Source organism: Micromonospora sp. NPDC020750 (assembly GCF_044334565.1).
GTDB lineage: Bacteria > Actinomycetota > Actinomycetes > Mycobacteriales > Micromonosporaceae > Micromonospora.
Map to the genome: position 1 here is coordinate 165,245 of NZ_JBIRTH010000005.1, position 18,503 is coordinate 183,747.

At 71.0% G+C, this 18,503-nt stretch carries 8 protein-coding genes and 1 pseudogene; 2 read left to right on the forward strand and 7 right to left on the reverse strand.

Going from position 1 to position 18,503, the window contains the following annotated elements; genetic code table 11:
• Positions 1-10: 10 nt before the first annotated feature.
• Positions 11-2,194: a lantibiotic dehydratase gene (locus ACH4T9_RS17385; RefSeq protein ID WP_396672426.1), complete on the reverse strand. Its 2,184-nt coding sequence runs from the start codon at positions 2,192-2,194 to the stop codon at positions 11-13.
• Positions 2,181-7,640, reverse strand: a complete 5,460-nt coding sequence (locus ACH4T9_RS17390; RefSeq protein ID WP_396672561.1) for an SDR family NAD(P)-dependent oxidoreductase — start codon at positions 7,638-7,640, stop codon at positions 2,181-2,183. The genes ACH4T9_RS17385 and ACH4T9_RS17390 overlap by 14 nt, the downstream gene beginning before the upstream one ends.
• 119 nt (positions 7,641-7,759) lie before the next feature.
• Between ACH4T9_RS17390 and ACH4T9_RS17395 the strand changes: the two genes are divergently transcribed.
• Entirely contained in the window at positions 7,760-8,758 is a 999-nt protein-coding gene (locus tag ACH4T9_RS17395) for a thioesterase domain-containing protein (RefSeq protein ID WP_396672425.1), read from the forward strand.
• Here the strand turns inward: ACH4T9_RS17395 and ACH4T9_RS17400 are convergent.
• The 5 genes and pseudogenes from ACH4T9_RS17400 to ACH4T9_RS17420 all read right to left on the reverse strand — a co-directional run.
• Positions 8,715-9,773 (reverse strand): LLM class flavin-dependent oxidoreductase, encoded by a 1,059-nt coding sequence (locus ACH4T9_RS17400; RefSeq protein WP_396672560.1) that lies wholly within the window; start codon positions 9,771-9,773, stop codon positions 8,715-8,717. The two genes, ACH4T9_RS17395 and ACH4T9_RS17400, sit on opposite strands and share 44 nt — an antisense overlap.
• A 2-nt stretch (positions 9,774-9,775) precedes the next feature.
• Positions 9,776-12,829 (reverse strand): amino acid adenylation domain-containing protein, encoded by a 3,054-nt coding sequence (locus ACH4T9_RS17405; RefSeq protein ID WP_396672424.1) that lies wholly within the window; start codon positions 12,827-12,829, stop codon positions 9,776-9,778.
• Between the two features lie 544 nt (positions 12,830-13,373).
• Entirely contained in the window at positions 13,374-13,793 is a 420-nt protein-coding gene (locus tag ACH4T9_RS17410) for a VOC family protein (RefSeq protein ID WP_396672423.1), read from the reverse strand.
• Between the two features lie 139 nt (positions 13,794-13,932).
• Positions 13,933-14,241 carry a SpoIIE family protein phosphatase gene (locus ACH4T9_RS17415; protein WP_396672559.1) on the reverse strand — a complete coding sequence of 103 codons (309 nt, stop codon included), beginning with the start codon at positions 14,239-14,241 and terminating at the stop codon, positions 13,933-13,935.
• Positions 14,204-15,061, reverse strand: a pseudogene (locus ACH4T9_RS17420) (GAF domain-containing protein); the annotation flags it as partial. The gene ACH4T9_RS17415 and the pseudogene ACH4T9_RS17420, both read right to left, overlap by 38 nt.
• 258 nt (positions 15,062-15,319) lie before the next feature.
• On the opposite strand from ACH4T9_RS17420, the gene ACH4T9_RS17425 reads away from it, so the two are divergent.
• Positions 15,320-18,463, forward strand: coding sequence for a GH92 family glycosyl hydrolase (locus tag ACH4T9_RS17425; protein WP_396672422.1), 3,144 nt, complete (start codon positions 15,320-15,322; stop codon positions 18,461-18,463).
• The last annotated feature ends 40 nt before the right edge of the window (positions 18,464-18,503 follow it).

An 18,503-nucleotide genomic window follows, 5' to 3' on the forward strand; every position in this document is an offset into this window, starting at 1 on the left:
AGGTGAACGCTCATCGGCCGAGCCGATCCACGCAGACGAACCTGAACTCCCCGGTGTACCGCCGGCCGTGGGCGTCCTTGAGCCACAGCTGCTCCGGCCCTGGCAGCATCTCGCTGAACCGGAGCTGGGCGTTTCCCCGCCGTCGCAGTCGGTGGCTGAGCACCGCCAGTGACATCGGGTTCGACAGGTCGACATGGAACGGCTTGCGTTCTCCGGCAACGGTGGCGAAGACGTGCCGGGGCACGCCCAGCTCGTCGCGCAGCCGACCGGCCGCGGCATGCGACACCCGACCCGCGCCGTCCAGGCGCCCCGCCGGGACCGTCCACGACTCCCGCGCCACGACCAGGTTGTCGACCGTGACCCGCGGCTGGTGGGGGCGGGTCGGCAACATCCCGAACCGCTGCGCCGCCGCGTGCGACAGGAAGTCGCCCAACACCTGCACCGCCGGTGCCTCGAAGTCGCCCCGCACGTCGGTCACCACGAGCCCCGCGTCGCCGCGCCGCAGCCGTAGCCGGGAAGCGGGCAGCAGCCTGTCGGCCGGGCCGTACGGCGCCTCCGCGGTGAGTCCGAGGTAGCGGTACCGCGCCGACAGGTACGTGTCCGGCGGCACCGTGCGGGAGTTGAGCACGCCCGCGCCGAGCTGGTAGAGCGGCATGACCCGGTCGTCGCCCATCGCCTCGTCGATCAGCGCGTACAACGCCGGGCGATCCGGATGGAACTCGTACGCCGACAGCACGTCCATGGTCTGCATGGCCGGATGCACCTCGCCCAGCACCGTCAACGCCCGGCCGGCGCGCACCTGCTCCAGGTCCGTGGCCGCGAACATCAGGTCGGGGCTGTGCCAGCGGGCCTGCGCCCACAGCGGCGGGCCGGCTGGGAACGCCGCCTCGACACCGGCCCGCAGGCCCTCGCTGGTCAGCTGCACCGCCCTGGCGTCGGGATCGGGTACCAGCAGGCTCTCCCAGCGGCGCCGCAGCTCCGCGGCGGCGGCCTCCGCGGGCGGCGACGAGTCGCCGTACGTGGCCGACCTGCCGACCATGTCCATGACGTTGAGCAGCGGCACCCCCGCCACCGGGTCCACCTGCGGCGTGAGCCACGCCTCGTACTCGGCGGCGGTGCGGCGGCAGTACCACGCGGCCCCGGCGAGCACGAGGTCCAGCGCCGGTCCGACGTCGGCGAGCAGCCGGGTGCTCAGCGAAACGTCGAGGTCGCCCAGGCAGTCCTGGAACAGCACGGTGCGCCCGGCATAGAAGTCGCCGGCCCGGTGGTACGCGTCGCCGCTGGTCAGCTCGACGAACCGGGCGTCGAGGTCGGTCAGTGCGGCGTCGAGCGCGGGCAGGTCCTCGTGTACCGCGGCCACCCGGTCCCGCGCCTCGACGACCCGGTCGAGGTCGGTCAGCGCCGCCGCGCGTCGGGCCGGGTCGGTCACCCGCAGCAACTGGCCCCGCAGCGCGCGCTCCGGTCTCACGCCTCGGATCACCGCGAAACCGCTGGTCAGTAGCCGCATCGTCCGCAGCCGGTCGATCTCGCCGAGCACCGTGTCGCGGTCGGTGTCGGGGACCTCCGCCACGACGTCGTCGACGGTACGACGGCCGTCGCACAGTTGCAGCACCCGGCTGCGCAGCGCCGACAGCCGCAGTTCGGTGCCGTCGGCGAGCAACAGCGTCTCGCCTTCCAGGTGGGTCACCGGCGCACGTCGCGGTACTGTCCAGCGGCTCAGGTCGTGCCGTTCGTGCAGGGCGTCGGTGACGGCGCGGATCGCCCACGACTCGAAGAACGTGCCACGTTGCCGTGGTGGCCGGCCTGCTTCGCTGACGTCGGTGGGCCCGTCGGTCCACCGCCCCCAGACGACCGGGCCGAAGAAGCCGATCATGTCGTTCTTGGCGCAGTACCGGGAGGCGTAGGCCCACAGTGCCCGGTCCCGTTTGCGTTGTTCGCTCGGCTTTCCCGCCTTCTCGCGGGCACGGTACCGGCGACGGTAGACCGCGGGATTCTGCCACAGCAGCGCCTCCCGCAGCCGTGGCTGCTCGTCGACGGCTGCCAGCGCCTGCCGCGCCGCCTTCTCGTCGACGTCGAAATCGCCGGTCGCCTCGATCTCCAGCCAGTCGAACGGCATTCCGGCGGTACGCGCCACCAGGGTCGGCCACACCCGCCACCGTTGTCCGTGGCCGAACTCGTACTCAGCCGATGGCATTGGCGGTCCGGTCGGAATCCGAGTCCAGCAGGCCCGCCAGTTTGCGGATGGTCGGGTACTCGAACATGTCCGCGGCGGACAACTCCACCGTCAGCCGTTCCCGGATCCGCGACGCCAGCTGCACCACCGTCAGCGACGAGCCGCCGAGCAGGAAGAAGTCGTCGTCGATACCGACCTGGGTCAGCCCGAGCGACTCGCACCACAGCCGCGCCAGCTCCCGCTGCACCGGTGTCTGCGGCGCCACGAACGTCGTTCCGATCGTGCGTACCGGCTCGGCGACCGTCTCCGCCGCCTCGACCGCCTGCTGGTTGAACGTACGGGCGATCGCCAACCGCTCCGGCAGCGATCCGATCGACGTGATGACCTGCGGCCCCGGTCGCAGCTGCATGATCCGCCGGAACAGTTCGCCGCCCTCGGCGTTGGTCAGCATGCCGGCACCGCGAGCGGCCTGCTCGACCCCCGGCACTGCGGCCGTGACCGCCGCTGCCTCGTCCACGCTGCGCAGCGAGTACCCCTTCACGGTCACGCAGACCGTGCCGTCGGCGTCGACGACGACCTCGTCGATCTCCATGAACTCCGGTCGCGTCGGGTCGCTGTGATAGGTCTGCACCACCCAGCACCGTTCCGGAATACGGCGGTGCACCTCCACCGACCGGTACAGGAACGGCAGGTAGCGGCGACCCTCGACGCCGGACAACCCGTAGACCGCCCGGTCCAGCAACGCCGGATGCAGCGCGTACCGGTCCGCGTCGTCGCGCCCCACCGCCGGCAGCTCCAACTCGACCAGGCCCCGGTTGTCCTTCGCCCAGTACCGGCTGACCGCCTGGAACCGCTGCCCGAACGCGACGAGCCCCGAGTACGGCTGGGTCGCGTCCTCCTCGACCAGTTCCTCCCGGAACTCCGCGATGTCGATACGCTCGGCGGTGCCGTCCGGTACGGCACGGACCTTGCCGCGACAGTGCACCGTGGCCGACTGGCCCGCGAGGGCGAAGCTGATCGCGAATTCGAATCCGCCCGCGTGCGCCGGCGACAGCGTGATCGTTCCGGTCGCTGCCGCCGTGACGCGCACCGGGTCGATGAAGACGACGTCCTCGAGCCGTACCGGCACCTCACCCCACACGTGCCGGGCAGCCGCGTGGACCATTTCCAGCAGGCTCGTGCCCGGCAGCACACCGACGCCGCCGATCCGGTGATCGGTCAACACCCAGTGGCTGTCCACGTCCAGGTCGACCTCGAAGGTCCAGCCCTCTCCGTCGGGCGACGCGCGGTGCACCAACGGGTGGTCGAGCGCCGTCACCGCCGAGCCGCCCCGCAGCCGTCGCAGGGTGCGGAACCCCTCCCCGGCGCGGTCGGTCGACACCATGCCGACCTCCTGCCAGCCCCACCAGTTGATCGCCACCACGTACGGCGAACCGTCCGCGTGGGACGTGGCGTACGCGTCGAGGAACGTGTTCGCCGCCGCGTAGTCACTGTGCCCGTAGTCGGCCGAGACGGCGACGATCGACGAGAAGAGCGCGATGAAGTCCAGCTCGGGCAGCTGACCGGCCCGCACGAGCGCGTCGAGCACGAGCGTGCCACGCACCTTCGGCGCCAGCACCCGGTCGGCCGTCTCCGCGTCGTGCAGTGCCAGCAGTTGTCCCCCGGCGATCCCGGCAGCGTGGATGATCCCGGTGATCGGCCCCAGCTCGGCCTGGCTCCGCCGCACCACCGACGCCATCGCGTCGGCGTCGGTCACGTCGGCGCGCAGCACCAGTACCCGGGCGCCGCTCGCCTCGATCCGCCTGACCGCTGCGATCTGGTCCCGCACGCCGTGCGGCGTACCCGGGTCGTCCCAGCGCTCCCGGTCCGGCAGTCCGCCCCGGCTCACCAGCACCAAGTCGGTCGGTTGCCGCGCCGCCAGGTCCTGCGCGATCGCCAGGCCGAGGCCGCCGAGCCCACCGGTGATGAGCAGGACGCCGCTGCCGTCGACCGACCGTGGCACGCTCACCGGTTCGTTCGGGATCGACGCGTGGTGGTGCACCCAGCGCCGATGTCCGCGAAGCGCCACCAGTTCCGCGTCGCCGCCGGCACCGATCTCACCGACCACGGCCACCGCGACCGCCGCAGCGGTCAGCGCCGCGTCGACCTGCCGCACCCGTACCGTGCTCAGCTCACGCGGCAGGGTACGCAACGGACCGGCGACGGTGGCGCCCTCGGGCCGCGCCGGCTCGCCGTTGACCGACCACACCCGGTCGGTGACCGCCACCAGTTCCACCTCGGCCCGGAAGGTCCGAAGCATCGCCTTGGCCAACGCCGCCATCCGGTGGTAGCCCCGCATCGCGACCAGTTCCGGATCGACGGCCGGGCCGCCGTCGAACACCGCGTAGACGATGCGGTCCGGCAGCAGACCCGCCTGGTACACCGCCTCCACCAGCAGTTCCACGTCGTGGCTGTCGTCCGGGTCGAACTCGTAGCCGTCCGGTGCCGACACGAACCCCGGGCCGGCGTACGCGGGCAGCACGAACACGTCCCGCCGCCGGGCCTCCGCGATGATCTCCGCGCCCACCGGGTCGTCGCCCGCGAGGATCAGCCACGTCTCGCCGAGCAGGCTCCCGCCCCGGCGCGGCACCGGCTGCGACCGCCACGCCGGCAGGTACAACGGCGTGAGCAACGGGTCGTTGGGCACCTCGACGTCGTCCTCGAACACCCCCGGGCGCACCGGATCCGGGTCCACCCAGCAGCGCCGCCGCTCGTAGGGGTAACCCGGCAGGCTCACCCGCCGGCCGCCGTCGGTCGTCCGCACCGCCGAGAAGTCCAGGTCGACGCCGGACACCCACAGCCGGCCCACCGTGGTCGCCAGCACCGTCACGTCGGTGGCGGTGGTGTCGTTCGGCAGCGCCATCGTGGTCAGCGCGCTCGTCGACCGGCCCTGACTGGCGGCGTACTGGCGGGCGAAGACGCACATCGACTGCCCCGGCCCGACCTGGACGTGCACCGCGTCGGCCAGCTCGTCGAGCCGCGCCAGGCAGTCCTCCAGCCGCACTTCCTGCCGTACGTGCGTCGCCCAGTACGCGGCGCTCGTCGCCTGCTCGTCGGTGATCCAGTCGCCCGTGACGTTCGACAGGTACCGCAGCTGCGGCGCCTGCCGGGGGAAGCTGTCCACCAGCGCCGCCAGGTCGTCGCAGATCGGTGCCATCATCCGCGAGTGGAACGCGTGCGACGTGCGCAGCAGGGAGCCGGACAGCCCGATGTCGGCCAGTTCCTGCGCGAACTGCTCGACCGCGGCCAGCTCACCGGACACGACGCACGACGACGGCGAGTTGCTCGCGGCGATGTCCAGCTCGCTCGGCAGCATCGCCCGTACCGCTTCCGCGCCCAGCGACAGCGACAGCATGCCGCCCGGCGGCAGCGCCTGCATCAGCTGTCCCCGCCGCGCGACCAGCCGCAGCGCGTCCGGCAGCGCGAACACGCCGGCGACCGTCGCCGCCACGATCTCCCCGATGCTGTGGCCCAGCAGCGCCACCGGTTCGATGCCGAACGAGCGCAGGAGCTGCGCCATGGCCCATTCCACGGTGAACAACGCGGGCTGGGTCACGGCGGTCTCGTTGAGCTTCGCCGCGGCCTGCTCGTCGGTGACCTCGGCGTTCAGCAGCTCCCGCAGATCGAACCCGAGCAGCGGCGCCAACTGGTCGGCGCAGGTGTCGACGGCGTCCCGGTAGACCGGCCAGGTCCGGTACAACTCGCGCCCGGAGCCCGGGAACTGCGCGCCCTGGCCGGGGAACAGGAACGTCACCTGCGGCGACCCCGCGACCCCTGCGACAGTGCGTACCGTCGGCTCGCCGCCCAGCTCCGCGACCGCCGCCTGCGGGTCGCCGGCCACCACCAGCCTGCGGTGCGCGAACGCGGCCCGCCCTTCCTGCAACGTGAACGCCACGTCGGCCGGGTCGTGCCCGGCGTCGCCGAGGTGCTCGGCCAGCGCCGCGCAACTGGCGGCGAGGGCGTCGGCGGAACGGGCGGACACCGGCCACAGCTGCGGCGTCCCCGTCGTCCGAGCCGGTGGCTCCGGCGGTGCCGGTGGCTGCTCGACGATGACGTGGGCGTTGGTGCCGCCGATGCCGAACGAACTCACCGCGGCGATCCGCGGCGCGTCCCGGTCGCGCCACTCCGGGTTGGACCAGTGCTGGACCTCCCTGGCCAGCCGGAACGGGGAGTTCGCGAGGTCCATCGCCGGGTTCGGCTCGACGCAGTTGATGGTCGGTGTGATGACGCCGTCGCGGACCGCGAGGATCGCCTTGAGCAGGCCGACCGTGCCGGCCGCCGGGCCGAGGTGGCCGAGGTTGCCCTTCGCCGAACCGAGCCAGCAGTACTGGCGACGTTCGGTGCGCTCCCGGTATGCGGCGCTCAGCGCCGCCACCTCGATCGGGTCACCGACGACCGTGCCGGTGCCGTGTGCCTCGACCATCCCGATCGCCTCGGGATGCACCTGAGCGTCGTCCAACGCCGCCCGGACCAGCTCCAACTGGCCGTCCACACCGGGCGCGGTGAACCCGGCCCGCCGGTTGCCGTCGTTGTTGACCGCAGAGCCCCTGATCACCGCGTACACCTGGTCGCCGGCCGCCGTTGCCGCAGCCAACGGCTTGAGCACCACCAGCGCGCCGCCGTCGGCGAAGATCGTGCCGGTGGCATCGGCCGCGAACGGACGGACGTGCCCGTCCCGCGACAGGATCCCACCCTCCAGGTACGGGTAGCCGCCGCCCAAGGGCAGGTCGACCTGCACGCCGCCGGCGATCGCGACATCACACTCGCCGCGGCGCAGGGCCTGCATCGCCTGGTGCACCGCGACCAGGGACGTCGAGCACGCGGTGTAGACGGACACGCTCGGTCCCATGAACCCGAGGCGGTACGACACCAGCGGGGCGATGTAGTCCGGGTTGTTGCCGGTGCTCATGCTGGTCAGGCCGGCGGCGCGACTGACGGCGCGATTGCGTTCGATGTAGTCGATCCGGTACCGGTTCGTGGTCGCGCCCCCGAACACGCCCACCCGCTGCCCGATCCCGCGCGGGTCGTAGCCCGCGTCGGTGAGCGCGGTGTAGGAAAGCTCGAGGAACAGCCGGAACTGCGGATCGCAAAGCTCGGCCTCACGTTGTGTGAATCCGAAGAACTCAGGATCGAACAGATCGAGATCGGCGGCGGTGCTTGTAACCGGTTGGAAACCCGGCGTGTCCACCGCTTCGGACGGCAGTTGCCGTGCGCGCGCCACCTCGGGGGCGAGTCGCTCGACAGACTCCACACCGCCTTGGAGGTTGCGCCAAAACTCACGGACATTGCGTGCGCCCGGTAACCGTGCCGCCACTCCCACAATAGCTATGGCGTTGTCGGATGCGCCGTGAGTGTCTGTCACCAACACTCCCTTACAATACTTTTGGGCCAACCAGCCTCCGGGACGATAGTCGGGCGTCCAGGGCATGTCAACGGTCACTGCGCCACGCCTCCCCCATCGGTTCCCAGCTACACTGACGCGTGCCACAAGACTCCCTGAGCCGCTTGAGTAGCGAATTTGCCGATTACGCGACAGTCGGCAGCCAAATGGTCATCGCCGAGGCGATGGGATTGTTACAGCTGCCGCCGATCCACGTTACTCTCGGTGAGTTGGGCATCATCGACGGGGAATGGGAACGCATCCGGCGCGATCTGTTCGAGATTTTCCACCTCCGCGCCGACGCGGCGGCACTCAGCGTGCTGACTCCGGCACAGCTCGGCCAGTTCATCGCCGACCAGCCGATCAACCGGCCCGGCCCGCAATTGCGCCTCGCGGGGGAAAGCGGTACCGCGACGTGGCTGGTGCACGGGGCCGACGGCGAGGTGAGCTGGTTCCTCAAGCACCTCGACGGGATCGGGTTGCCAGCCCCCCTGATCGGTCTGCGCGCCCCCGGTTGGTACGACGAGCCCACGCCCGCGTCGATCGAGGAACTCGCCGTCCGGTACACCGACCAGATCCGTGTCGCCCAGCCGGCGGGTCCCTACCGGCTCGCCGGGTACTGCGCCGGCGCCGTCATCGCCGTCGCGGTGGCGAACCTGCTGGAAGGCCAGGGGGAGACGGTCGAAAGGATGTTCTTCATCGACCCTGACCTGCGGCACCTGGCCGCGTCGAGACGCGACGCCGTCATGTTCCGGCTGCACCAGCTCAAGCGCCGTCCCGAGCCGGCCGCGCGCCTGCTGCGCAAACCCGCGACCGAGACACCGCTCGCCCAGGTGCTGGAACGCATGGATGACCCACGCCCCCACCAGGACCCGATGGAACGCGTCCTCTACCGCGGGCTCGGGGTCGTCGCCGACCTGATCGGCCTCACCGGTGGCGACACGCTGGTCCCGGTCGCCACCCCGGCGACCGCCTGGTTCACCGACTCCTACCTGACCTCGATCGCCGAGAGCAAGGACAAGGTGATGGCACACCTCGCCACCATGTTCAGCGACGGCGTCGACATCCGGTACAGCTCCTCACACACGGAGATATTCGCGACCTCCGAATTCCGTGACTGGCTCATCCAGTACTCCGAAGCGGAAAGCCACAACGCCGCCAGATAGCCGCCATCTCCCGCAGCCCGGCGATTCGCTCGCCCATCGTGGCGCCGCGTGGCGCGACCGACAACGTGCCGAGACCGGCTGCGGCGTACGAGCGCACCTTGGCCTCGATCCGCTCGGCGGGGCCGATTAGGCACGTACGGTCGAGGAATTCAAACGGTACCGCCGCGAGCGCGTCCGGGTCGCCTTCCTGGAACAGTTTTCGCACCTTGCGCGCCGCGTCGCCGTAACCGAGTCTCTCGGCCTGTTCGACGTAGAAGTTACGGGCCGTTCCGCCCACGCCCAGGAATTGGGCGGCATACGGCCTCACCCTATTCGCGCACGCCTCCAGGTCATCACCGATCGCCATTGGCAACGTGGCGACCAGATCGAACTCGGATTTGTCGCCCGGCGCCCGGTCCCGGCCTGTCGCGATATGCGCGAGTGTCTCCGTGACGCCCTCCGGCGGCAGGAAGAGCGACAGCGATCCGTCGGCGATCTCCCCGGCCAGTTCCAGATTCTTCGGCCCCAACGCCGCCAGATAGATCGGCAGGTCGCCCCGCAACGGGCGCATCGTCAACCGTTGCGGCTCGCCCGGCGCCCCGGGCAGCGGCAACGTCGTGTGCCGCCCGGCGAACCGGACCGGCCGGCGGGTCAGTGCCGCGCGGACCACGGCCACGTACTCCCGGGTACGGGTCAACGGCTGTCCGAAGGGCACCCCGTACCAGCCCTCCGACACCACCGGGCCGGAAATCCCCAGCCCCAGTCGGAAACGGCCGCCGCTGGCCAGGTCGAGCGTCGCCGCGGTCATCGCCGTCATCGTCGGCGCCCGCGCCGGAATCTGCATGACCGCGGCGCCCAGGTCGATCCACTCGGTCTGCGGGGCCAGCCAGCCCAGCAGCGTCGGCGCGTCGCTGCTGTACGCCTCGGCGATCCACAGCGCGTCGTACCCCAACTGGTCCGCCGCCTGCGCCAACGCCAACAGATCATCGAGACTGGTCCGGTCGTGCAACATACCGAGACTGAGTCCGAGCCTCATCGTCACGCCCCATCCGATTGCTGGTTCAGCACGAACCCGGCCAGCGCCTGCGGTGTCGGTGCCGAGAAGATCGCGGCCAACGGCACATTCACCCCGGTCGACCTGGTGACCTGTTGCGCCAGTTTCGCGGCGAGCAGCGAATGACCGCCGCTGCGGAAGAAATTCGACTGCTCGTGCAGCTGCGGTGCCCTGAGGATGCTCCGCCACAACGCCACGAACTCACCGACCAGGCCGTCGGCCACCGGAGCACCCTCGGCCGAATCGGCCCTCCGGGCCGCTGCCCGCTGTTCGGCCATCGCGGTCAGCGTCGGATAGTCCACCTTGTCGTTGCCGGTCGTCGGCATCGCTTCCAGCACCGCCACGTCGGTGGGGACCGCGTACGACGCGATCTGGTCCTTCGCGAAACGCCACACGTCGTCGGCGATGTCCGCGTCGGCACCGCGCACGAAGGCCACCAGCGCGCCGTCGGCGCTCGGATCGCCGGCCAGTACCACCGCGGCGGCGCTCACCCGCGGATGCTGCTCCAGCACCGCCTCCACCTCGCCGAGCTCGATCCGGTGGCCCCGCAGCTTGACCTGACGGTCGGTGCGTCCGCGCAGTTCGAGCGTGCCGTCGTGACGCCAGCGGCCCACATCGCCGGTGCGGTAGAACCGGCCCGCACCGCCGAGCTCACCGAACCGCTGCGTGGTCAACTCGGGACGACGCAGGTAGCCGATGGCCACGCCGTCGCCGCCGATGCACACCTCGCCCGGCATTCCGGGCGGCTGCGGCCGGCCATCCCCGTCGGCGATGACCACGGTGGTGTTCGCGATCGGCCGCCCCACCGCCACGCCCCCGTCGACGTCGGTGACCAGCGCGCTGGTGGACCAGATCGTCGTCTCGGTCGGCCCGTACACGTTCCACAGCGTGCAGCCGGTCGCGAGCAGCGCCCGCGCCAGATGCGCCGGCAGCGGCTCACCACCGCAGAGGACCCGCCGCCCCCGCAGCCGGCCCTTCGCGTCCTGGACCACCAGCCGCCACGTCGTCGGCGTCGCCTGCAGCACCGACACGTCGTAGCGCTGCACCAGGTCGAGCAGGACCGCGCCGTCGCTGCGGGCGGCGTCGTCGGCGACGACCACCCGGGCGCCGGCGACCAGCGGCAGGAAAACCTCGAGGGCGGAGATGTCGAACGCGTAGGTGGTCAGCCACAGCAGGGCGTCCTGCCTGGTCACGCCGATGTCGGCGATGAAGTGCCGCACCACGTTCGCCAGGTTGGCGTGGCTGATCACGACGCCCTTCGGCAACCCGGTCGAGCCGGAGGTGTAGATGACGTACGCCGCATCGGTCGGTGCCGGCGCCTGCCAGCCGCGCTCATCCGGATCCACCGTGCCGAGCGCGATCACCCGGCAGCCGGCGGGAACCACGCCCGGTGGTGGCTCCCGGTCCGCCAGCAGCACGGTGACCTCGGCATCCGTGAGCTCGTACGCGAGTCGCGCGGCCGGTTGGTCCGGATCGAGCGGCAGGTACGCCGCCCCCACCTGCCAGATGCCCAACGCGGCCACCGCGCACGGGAAGCCCCGTTCGGCGTAGAGACCGACGATCGCGCCCCTTCCCACCCCGGCCCGCGCCAGCAGCGCGGCGACACCGGCCGCCCGCGCCACCACGTCTCGGTACGTCCACGTCACGCCGTCGCGACCGATGATCGCCGCCGACTCCGGCTGGGCCGCCGCCTGCGCGGCGATCTCCTCCGCCACCGTTCTGCGCGGGCCGTCGACCGTCGTCGCGTTGGCGTCGTCGACCACGGCCCGATCCGCGGCGCTCCAGACGTCGAGCCCACCGATCGGCCGGTCGACCTGAGCCGGCAGGCTTTCCAACACCGCCTCGTACCGCGCCAAAAGCGCGGCGATGTCGTCCGCGTCGTGGACGTCCGAACCGTAGACCGCCTTCAGCGTGACGCCGTCACCCTCGCGCATCACCACCAGTTCGAGGTCGACCCTGCTGTGATTGCTGTCGATCTCCCACATCTCCGCCGCCAGTTCGTCCCGGCCACCGGTCATCGGCTCCGGGGGCGGCCGGTGGTTGAACATGTGGCGGAACGGCGGCACCCACCACGCCGCGTCGTTGCGCGTGTGCGACGTCTCCAGTCCCTCGTAGGAGACATCGGCGTGGTCCATCGCGGTGACGAACAACCGACGGACCTCCCGCACCAACTCATGGAACGTGCGTTCCGGTGCCACATCCAGCCGCAGCGGCAGCGTGTTCATGTGATAGCCGACCGCCCGACGGGCCGCGCCGTCCCGCAGATCGACCGGGACCCCCACCACGACGTCCTGGCCCGCGCCATGCCGCATCAGCAGCACGTAGTACAGCGCCAACAACACAATGTTGTCGGTCGCGCGGCACGCCCGGCGCAGGTCTCGCATACCGGCGAGCGCCGCCGCGGACAGTCGCCGGGTGACGGTGCCGCCGGCGAACGTCGGTGCCGCCGGGTCCGGCCGTCCGAACTCCAACGCCGCCGGGACGCCCGGCAGGTCCGCGAGGTGCCGCTGCCAGAAGGCGAGCGCCGCCGCTGTCGGCTCGGCGAGCTCCGGGGCCGGTCCGGGCCCGGCGAGCGCCGCCGGCGGCCGGCCGTCGACGAGCATCGCCGGATACAGCGCCGCGAACTCCTCGATCAGCACCGCGCCTGACACGGCGTCCACCGCGAGATGGTGCAGGCACAGGCAGATGAGGTGCCGGTCCGAGCTTCGCACCAGGACCGCGCGGACCGGAATGTCGACGGCGAGGTCGAACGGCCGCCCCGTGACGGTCCGGCACACCTGACCGGCCTCGTCGGACGCTGCCTGCACCACCTCGAGCGGCACCGTCGCGGACTCCGCCACCACCCGCGTCGGCAGCCCGTCAACCTCGACGAACCGGGTCCGCAGCGCCCGATGCCGCCGCGCCAACTGGTCCAACGTCGCCTGTACCGCCGCGGTGTCCAACCGTTCCGCCGTCACCAGCGCCAGCGACACGTTGTTCACGCCGGTCTCCGGCAGCAACCGCTCCAGCATCCACAGCGCGTTTTCCTTCGCGGACAACACGGTTCACCTCACCCGATCGACGTCGAGGACGTCATGGCAGTCGTCTGATGCGGTTCGCCGAGCGCGGGCCGAGCGACCCTCGAGTGAGGACACGAGCCACCTCTGCCGGTGACAGTCAGTGATCCGGCCGTCCGGATCACGGACGGCGTCGAGGCGCACCCGCACACCGTCAGAGGCCGCCGTCCGGACCAGGCGGAGCAATGCGGCTTCCGGCACACGAACCCCCTGAGGCGCGACTCTGAGCCTCCCGCGACGAATGATCCTCGACAGGCTACGGCGCACGTCACGTGGCATCAAGCGCATGCCACAGGCGGACGCGACCCCCGACCGCCACACCGCACGCCGGCCCTCGGACCCGGCCCCGGACCTCCGCCGCGGCAGCGATGTCGAACGGTCGGCAGAACCGACACAGACTCGGGCAACACGGGGGCCCGCGGGTTACCAAGGTCACTCAGCGTCAGCTTACCGGCACTTCGCCGTCAGGTCGGATGCGGTCGTCCGTCGAGCGCCGGCTCCGCTGCGGCGCGACGGAGGCCGCCGCTCAGCGATCCGGGGCGTTCTCCGCGAGGTACATCTCGAGCTGGATGTTGTCCGGGTCCCGGAACGCGATCAGCGTGAAGTCCATCGGTGGCGTAACCGTGATCCCGGAGTGCGCGACGCCGGCATCGGTCAGCCGGGAGGCCCACGCCTCCAGCTCGGCCCGCGTCCGCACCGCGAACGCCAGGTGGTCGAGTCCCGTCCGACGTTCACTGAACTCCGCGCCGGCATCCGCGTGCCTGTGCGTCGTCAACCCGATGACGACCCCGCTCGGGTGGCGCATCAGCTGCCGGTCGAAGCTGTCGGTGTCCCACCGGAACAGCGGTGAGAAGTCCAGGACGTCGCTGTACCAGCGTACCGAGGCATCGAGGTCGCGCACGTTCAGCGCGATGTGGTGAATCCCTGAGAACCCTGCTACCGCCACGTCTCACGCCTTCCGCAACCGTCGGCCCCCGCTGAACAGTAAGGCGGATGCTACGGCGCGGGCTGGAGCGGCTGCACACGCGGCCAGCCTGATCACGTCACCCGATCGCCGCCGTCGGCGCCAGCGCCCGGTTTGCAGGTCAGGGTTGATCCCGGCGGGTTGAGTGGATGGCGAGCAGGGCGATGTCGTCGGTGGTCTGCTCGGCGGCGAGTGTGGTCATGATGCGGGCGCAGACCGATTCGGCGGGACCTGGCTCGACGGCTGCGCAGAGCCGCTGGATGCCGACGTCGATGACTTCGCCGCGGCGTTCGACGAGCCCGTCGGTGTAGCAGATGAGACACGCTGACTGGCCGGCCCGGCGCGGCCAGGATGGGTTGCAGGTGCCCGGCGAGGGACAGTCGGATGGTGGTGCGGTCCGGGGAGACCATGGCGTACAGGACCGTGGCAAGGTTCCCGGTCTCGAAATGGTGGACCTTGCGGTCGAGCAGGGTCAGCGCGCTGGCCGGGTCGTCGCAGACCAGGGCGTAGGCGCGCAGCGCGCTGCGCAGGCGTCCCATCACCACGGCGGAGCGCAGTCCGTGTCCGGACACGTCGCCGATCACGACCCCCAGCCAGCCGGAGGGGAGCGTGAACACGTCGTACCAGTCACCGCCGACGCCGGCGTCGTGGCCGGGGACGTAGCGGGCGGCCATGTCGACGCCGGGCGCGTCGGGCAGGTGGGTGGGCAGCAGGCCGCGTTGCAGGGCGAGGGCAGCGGCACGGTCCATGCTGCCGGCCCCGGCCTGACTGGCAAGGCTCGCCCTCTCGCCGGCCAACTGAAGCAGCTTCACGTCGTCATCGGTGAATCGGTGCGGCTTGAGGCAGCCGACGTGCAATACGCCGATCACCTCGCCGCCGGCGAACATGGGCACGCCCAGCAGCGAGCGGACCCCCTTGCCGAAGAGGATCGGGCTGACCACGTCGCCGGCCGTGAGGTTGTCCATCATGACGGGATGCCTGTCCCGAGCGATCCGGCCGGCGAATCCACTGCCGACGGAGATCCGGACGCCCCTGCGGACCTCCTCCTCCAGCCCCTTCGCCGCGGTGGCCACAAGCTGCTGGGCGTGCACGTCCAGCAGCAAGATGGCGGCGGTGTCAACCCTGAGCACCTCTCGGACGCGGTCAAGGAGCTCGTCGAGGAAGTCGGTGACGCCGAGCTGGGACAGCGCGGCGTCGGCGACCGCCTCGATCCGGCGCAGCCGCTCGTCGCTCCCACCACCCCGCACCATCACCGGAATCGTAGCCTCCCCCGGCCGGAACAGATTCCGGGAACGACCCGTCTCGGACCGGACCACGGTGTGCCGCCCGCCAGTTTGGAGCAGGGCGTATCGGCGTGACCTCGGAGGGTGGGCCGGCCGACGTGCCGGCCGTTCGGGCGGCGCCCGTTGACACCGGGGAATTCAAGGCTTAGAACAATTCATTGATAGTCATAAATAGAAAGTTCGTCACCGGAAGGCGCCACCCCACGCCCAAGGAGGACCCGGAGCATGCACCGACCAGGCCCGTCCCGTCTGCTCAGCCTGCTGGCCGCCGCCATCACCGCCACGTCTGCGCTCGTCGCCGTCGCCCCGCCCGCCGAGGCCGCGGCGGCCGATCTCACGCAGCACGTCAATCCGTTCATCGGCACCGACGACAGCAACGCCCCCAACCCGGTGGGCGGCGGCGCCGGTGGCAGTACGATCCCCGGCCCGGTCCAGCCCTTCGGCATGGTGCAGCTCAGCCCTGACACACCGACGGCCTCGCCCTCCGGCTACCGCTACAGCGACACCGAGATCGAGGAGTTCAGCCTCACCCACTTCAACGGCGCAGGCTGCCCCAACAACGAGGACCTCGGCATCCTGCCGATCACCGGCGCCCTCGGGTCCTCACCCGGGACGTCCTGGACGTCCTACCGGGCCACTCAGAACAAGGGCCAGGAGCAGGCCAGTCCCGGCTTCTACCAGGCGGTGCTCAGCAACTACGGCAACACGAGGGTGGAGGCCACCGCGACCACGCGCACGGCCGCCCTCCGCCTGACGTACCCGTCCAGCACCACGGCCAGAGTGTTGATCAACACCAGCCGCAGCGCCACGGGCAACCGGAACGGCTCGATCACCATCAGCGGTTCCTCCGTGACGGGCAGCGTCACCGGCGGCGGCTTCTGCGGCAGCGCGAAGACCTACCAGATCTTCTACCGGATGGAGTTCGACCGCGCCCCGACCGGGGCCGGCACCTGGTTGGGCGGGACGGTCAACGCCGGATCGGCCAGCACCAGCGGCACGAACTCCGGCGGCTACCTGACCTTCGACACGTCCAGCAATCCCACTGTGCAGGTCAGGGTGGGCATATCGTTCGTCAGCCAGGCCGGTGCCCAGGCCAATCTCGCCGGCGAACAACCCGGCTTCGGCTTCGACGCGACGCGCGCCCAGGCCGCCGCCCAGTGGAACGCCGTGCTCAACCGGGTTCAGGTCGCCGGCGGCTCCGGAGCCGACCTGCAGAAGTTCTACACCGCGCTGTACCGCGTCTTCATCAACCCCAACGTGTCCAACGACGTCAACGGGCAGTACCGCGGATTCGACAACGTCATCCGCACCGCCGGCCACCCCGTCTACCAGAACTACTCCGGCTGGGACATCTACCGTTCCTGGGCGGCGCTGATCGCGTTCCTCGCACCCGGCGAGGCGGCCGACATCGCCAGGTCCATGGTGCTCGACGGGCAGCACGGCGGCCTGCTGCCCAAGTGGTCGCACAACACCAGCGAGGCGTTCGTCATGACCGGCGACCCCGGCCCGATCGTCGTGGGCAGCCTCTACCAGTTCGGTGTCCGCGACTTCGACACCGCCGCCGCGCTGGCGCTGATGAAGAAGAGCTCCGCCGGCGGCACGACCCAGGGCAGCCCGGTCCGGGGGCGGCAGAGCGGCTACGTGCAGCGCCAGTACATCGACGGCGACCCCTCAGACTCGTTGGAGTACTCGGCGAGCGACTTCGCGGTCGCCCAGTTCGCCCGCGCCCTGGGCGACCCGGCCACGTACGACACCCACATGGCACGGGCCCAGTGGTGGCGCAACGTGTTCAACACCGAGTCGGGCTACGTCCATCCGCGCAACGCCGACGGCACCTGGCCGTGGCCGCTCGACCCGGCCAGCCAGTCGAACTACGTCGAGGGCAACGCGTCGCAGTACACCTGGATGATTCCCTACAACCTCGGCGGCCTGATCGACCTGATGGGTGGCCGGCAGACCGCGATCCAGCGGCTCGACCACCACTTCACCCAGACCAACGGCGGCCAGTCGCAGCCGTACTTCTACATCGGCAACGAGCCGGAGCACGGCGTGCCGTGGGCCTACCACTTCGCCGCCGCGCCGGCCGGCACCAGCGCCGCGGTCCGGCGGATCATGAACGAGTCGTTCACCACCGGCGCCGGCGGGCTGCCCGGCAACGACGACCTCGGCGCGACCTCGGCCTGGTACGTCTGGTCCGCGCTCGGCATGTACCCGCCCACGCCCGGCGCGGACACCCTGGCCCTGCACGGGCCGATCTTCCCGTCGATCCTGGTCGACCGTCCGACCGGTGACCTCCAGATCAACGCCGCCAACGCCGGGCAGGGCAACCAGTACGTGCAGAGCCTGTCCCGGAACGGCTCGGCGACGCAGCGCACCTGGCTGCGGTACGGCGACCTCGCCGGTGGGGCGACGCTGTCGTACGCGATGGGCGCCGCACCCTCGTCGTGGGGCACCAGTCCCGTCGACGCGCCGCCGTCGTTCACCGACGGGTCCACCCCTCCGGCCGTCGCCCCCGAGCTGGGCCCCAACCTGGCCGCCGGGAAGCCAGCCACCGGATCGGCCGGGTGCAACTCCACCGAGGGCCCCGACAAGGCCCTCGACAGCCGGCTCGGCAGCGCCAGCAAGTGGTGCTCGCTCGCCGCCGGCACCAAGTTCCTCCAGGTCGACCTGGGATCGAACCAGACGGTCCGCTCGTTCGTGGTCAAGCACGCCGGACTCGGCGGAGAGACCACCGGCTGGAACACCGGCGACTTCACGATCCAGACCAGCACCGACGGCAACGCCTGGACGACGCGCGTCTCGGTCTCCGGCAACCGGTCGAGCCGGACCTACCACCCGATCCTCGCGGCGCCCGCCCGTTTCGTCCGACTGAACGTCACCACCCCCACCAACAACGGCAACAACGCGGCGCGCATCGACGAGTTCGAGGTGTACGGCACGAACAACCAGACCAATCTCGCACTGAACGGGCCGGCCACCGCGGACTCCCAGTGCGCCGCGAGCGAGGGGCCCGAGAAGGCCGTCAACGGCAGCACCTCGGGCGGCGGCTCCGACAAGTGGTGCGCCACCGGCGGCACCAGATCCCTGCGCGTCGACCTGGGCGCGAACCGCCGGGTCGGGTCGATCGGCATCCACCACGCGGGCGCCGGCGGCGAGAACCGCGCGTGGAACACCAGGGACTTCGACGTGCAACTGTCCGCCGACGGTGCGACCTGGACGACCGTGGCGCAGGTCAGGGGCAACACCGCCGACATCACCAGCCACCAGGTCTCGACCGACGGCCGGTACGTGCGCCTGAACGTCCTCACCGCCACCCAGACCACCGACACCGCCGCCCGGCTGTACGAGGTCGAGGTCTACGGAACCTGACGCCCCCGTGGCTGGCCGCACGGCGCGGCCAGCCACGTAG

Bases quoted from the DNA above. Each gene is read 5' to 3' on its own strand.
- ACH4T9_RS17425 (WP_396672422.1), top strand. From the start codon at position 15,320: ATGCACCGACCAGGCCCGTCCCGTCTGCTCAGCCTGCTGGCCGCCGCC.
- ACH4T9_RS17390 (WP_396672561.1), bottom strand. From the start codon at position 7,640: ATGCCCTGGACGCCCGACTATCGTCCCGGAGGCTGGTTGGCCCAAAAG.
- ACH4T9_RS17395 (WP_396672425.1), top strand. From the start codon at position 7,760: ATGGTCATCGCCGAGGCGATGGGATTGTTACAGCTGCCGCCGATCCAC.
- ACH4T9_RS17400 (WP_396672560.1), bottom strand. From the start codon at position 9,773: ATGAGGCTCGGACTCAGTCTCGGTATGTTGCACGACCGGACCAGTCTC.
- ACH4T9_RS17385 (WP_396672426.1), bottom strand. From the start codon at position 2,194: ATGCCATCGGCTGAGTACGAGTTCGGCCACGGACAACGGTGGCGGGTG.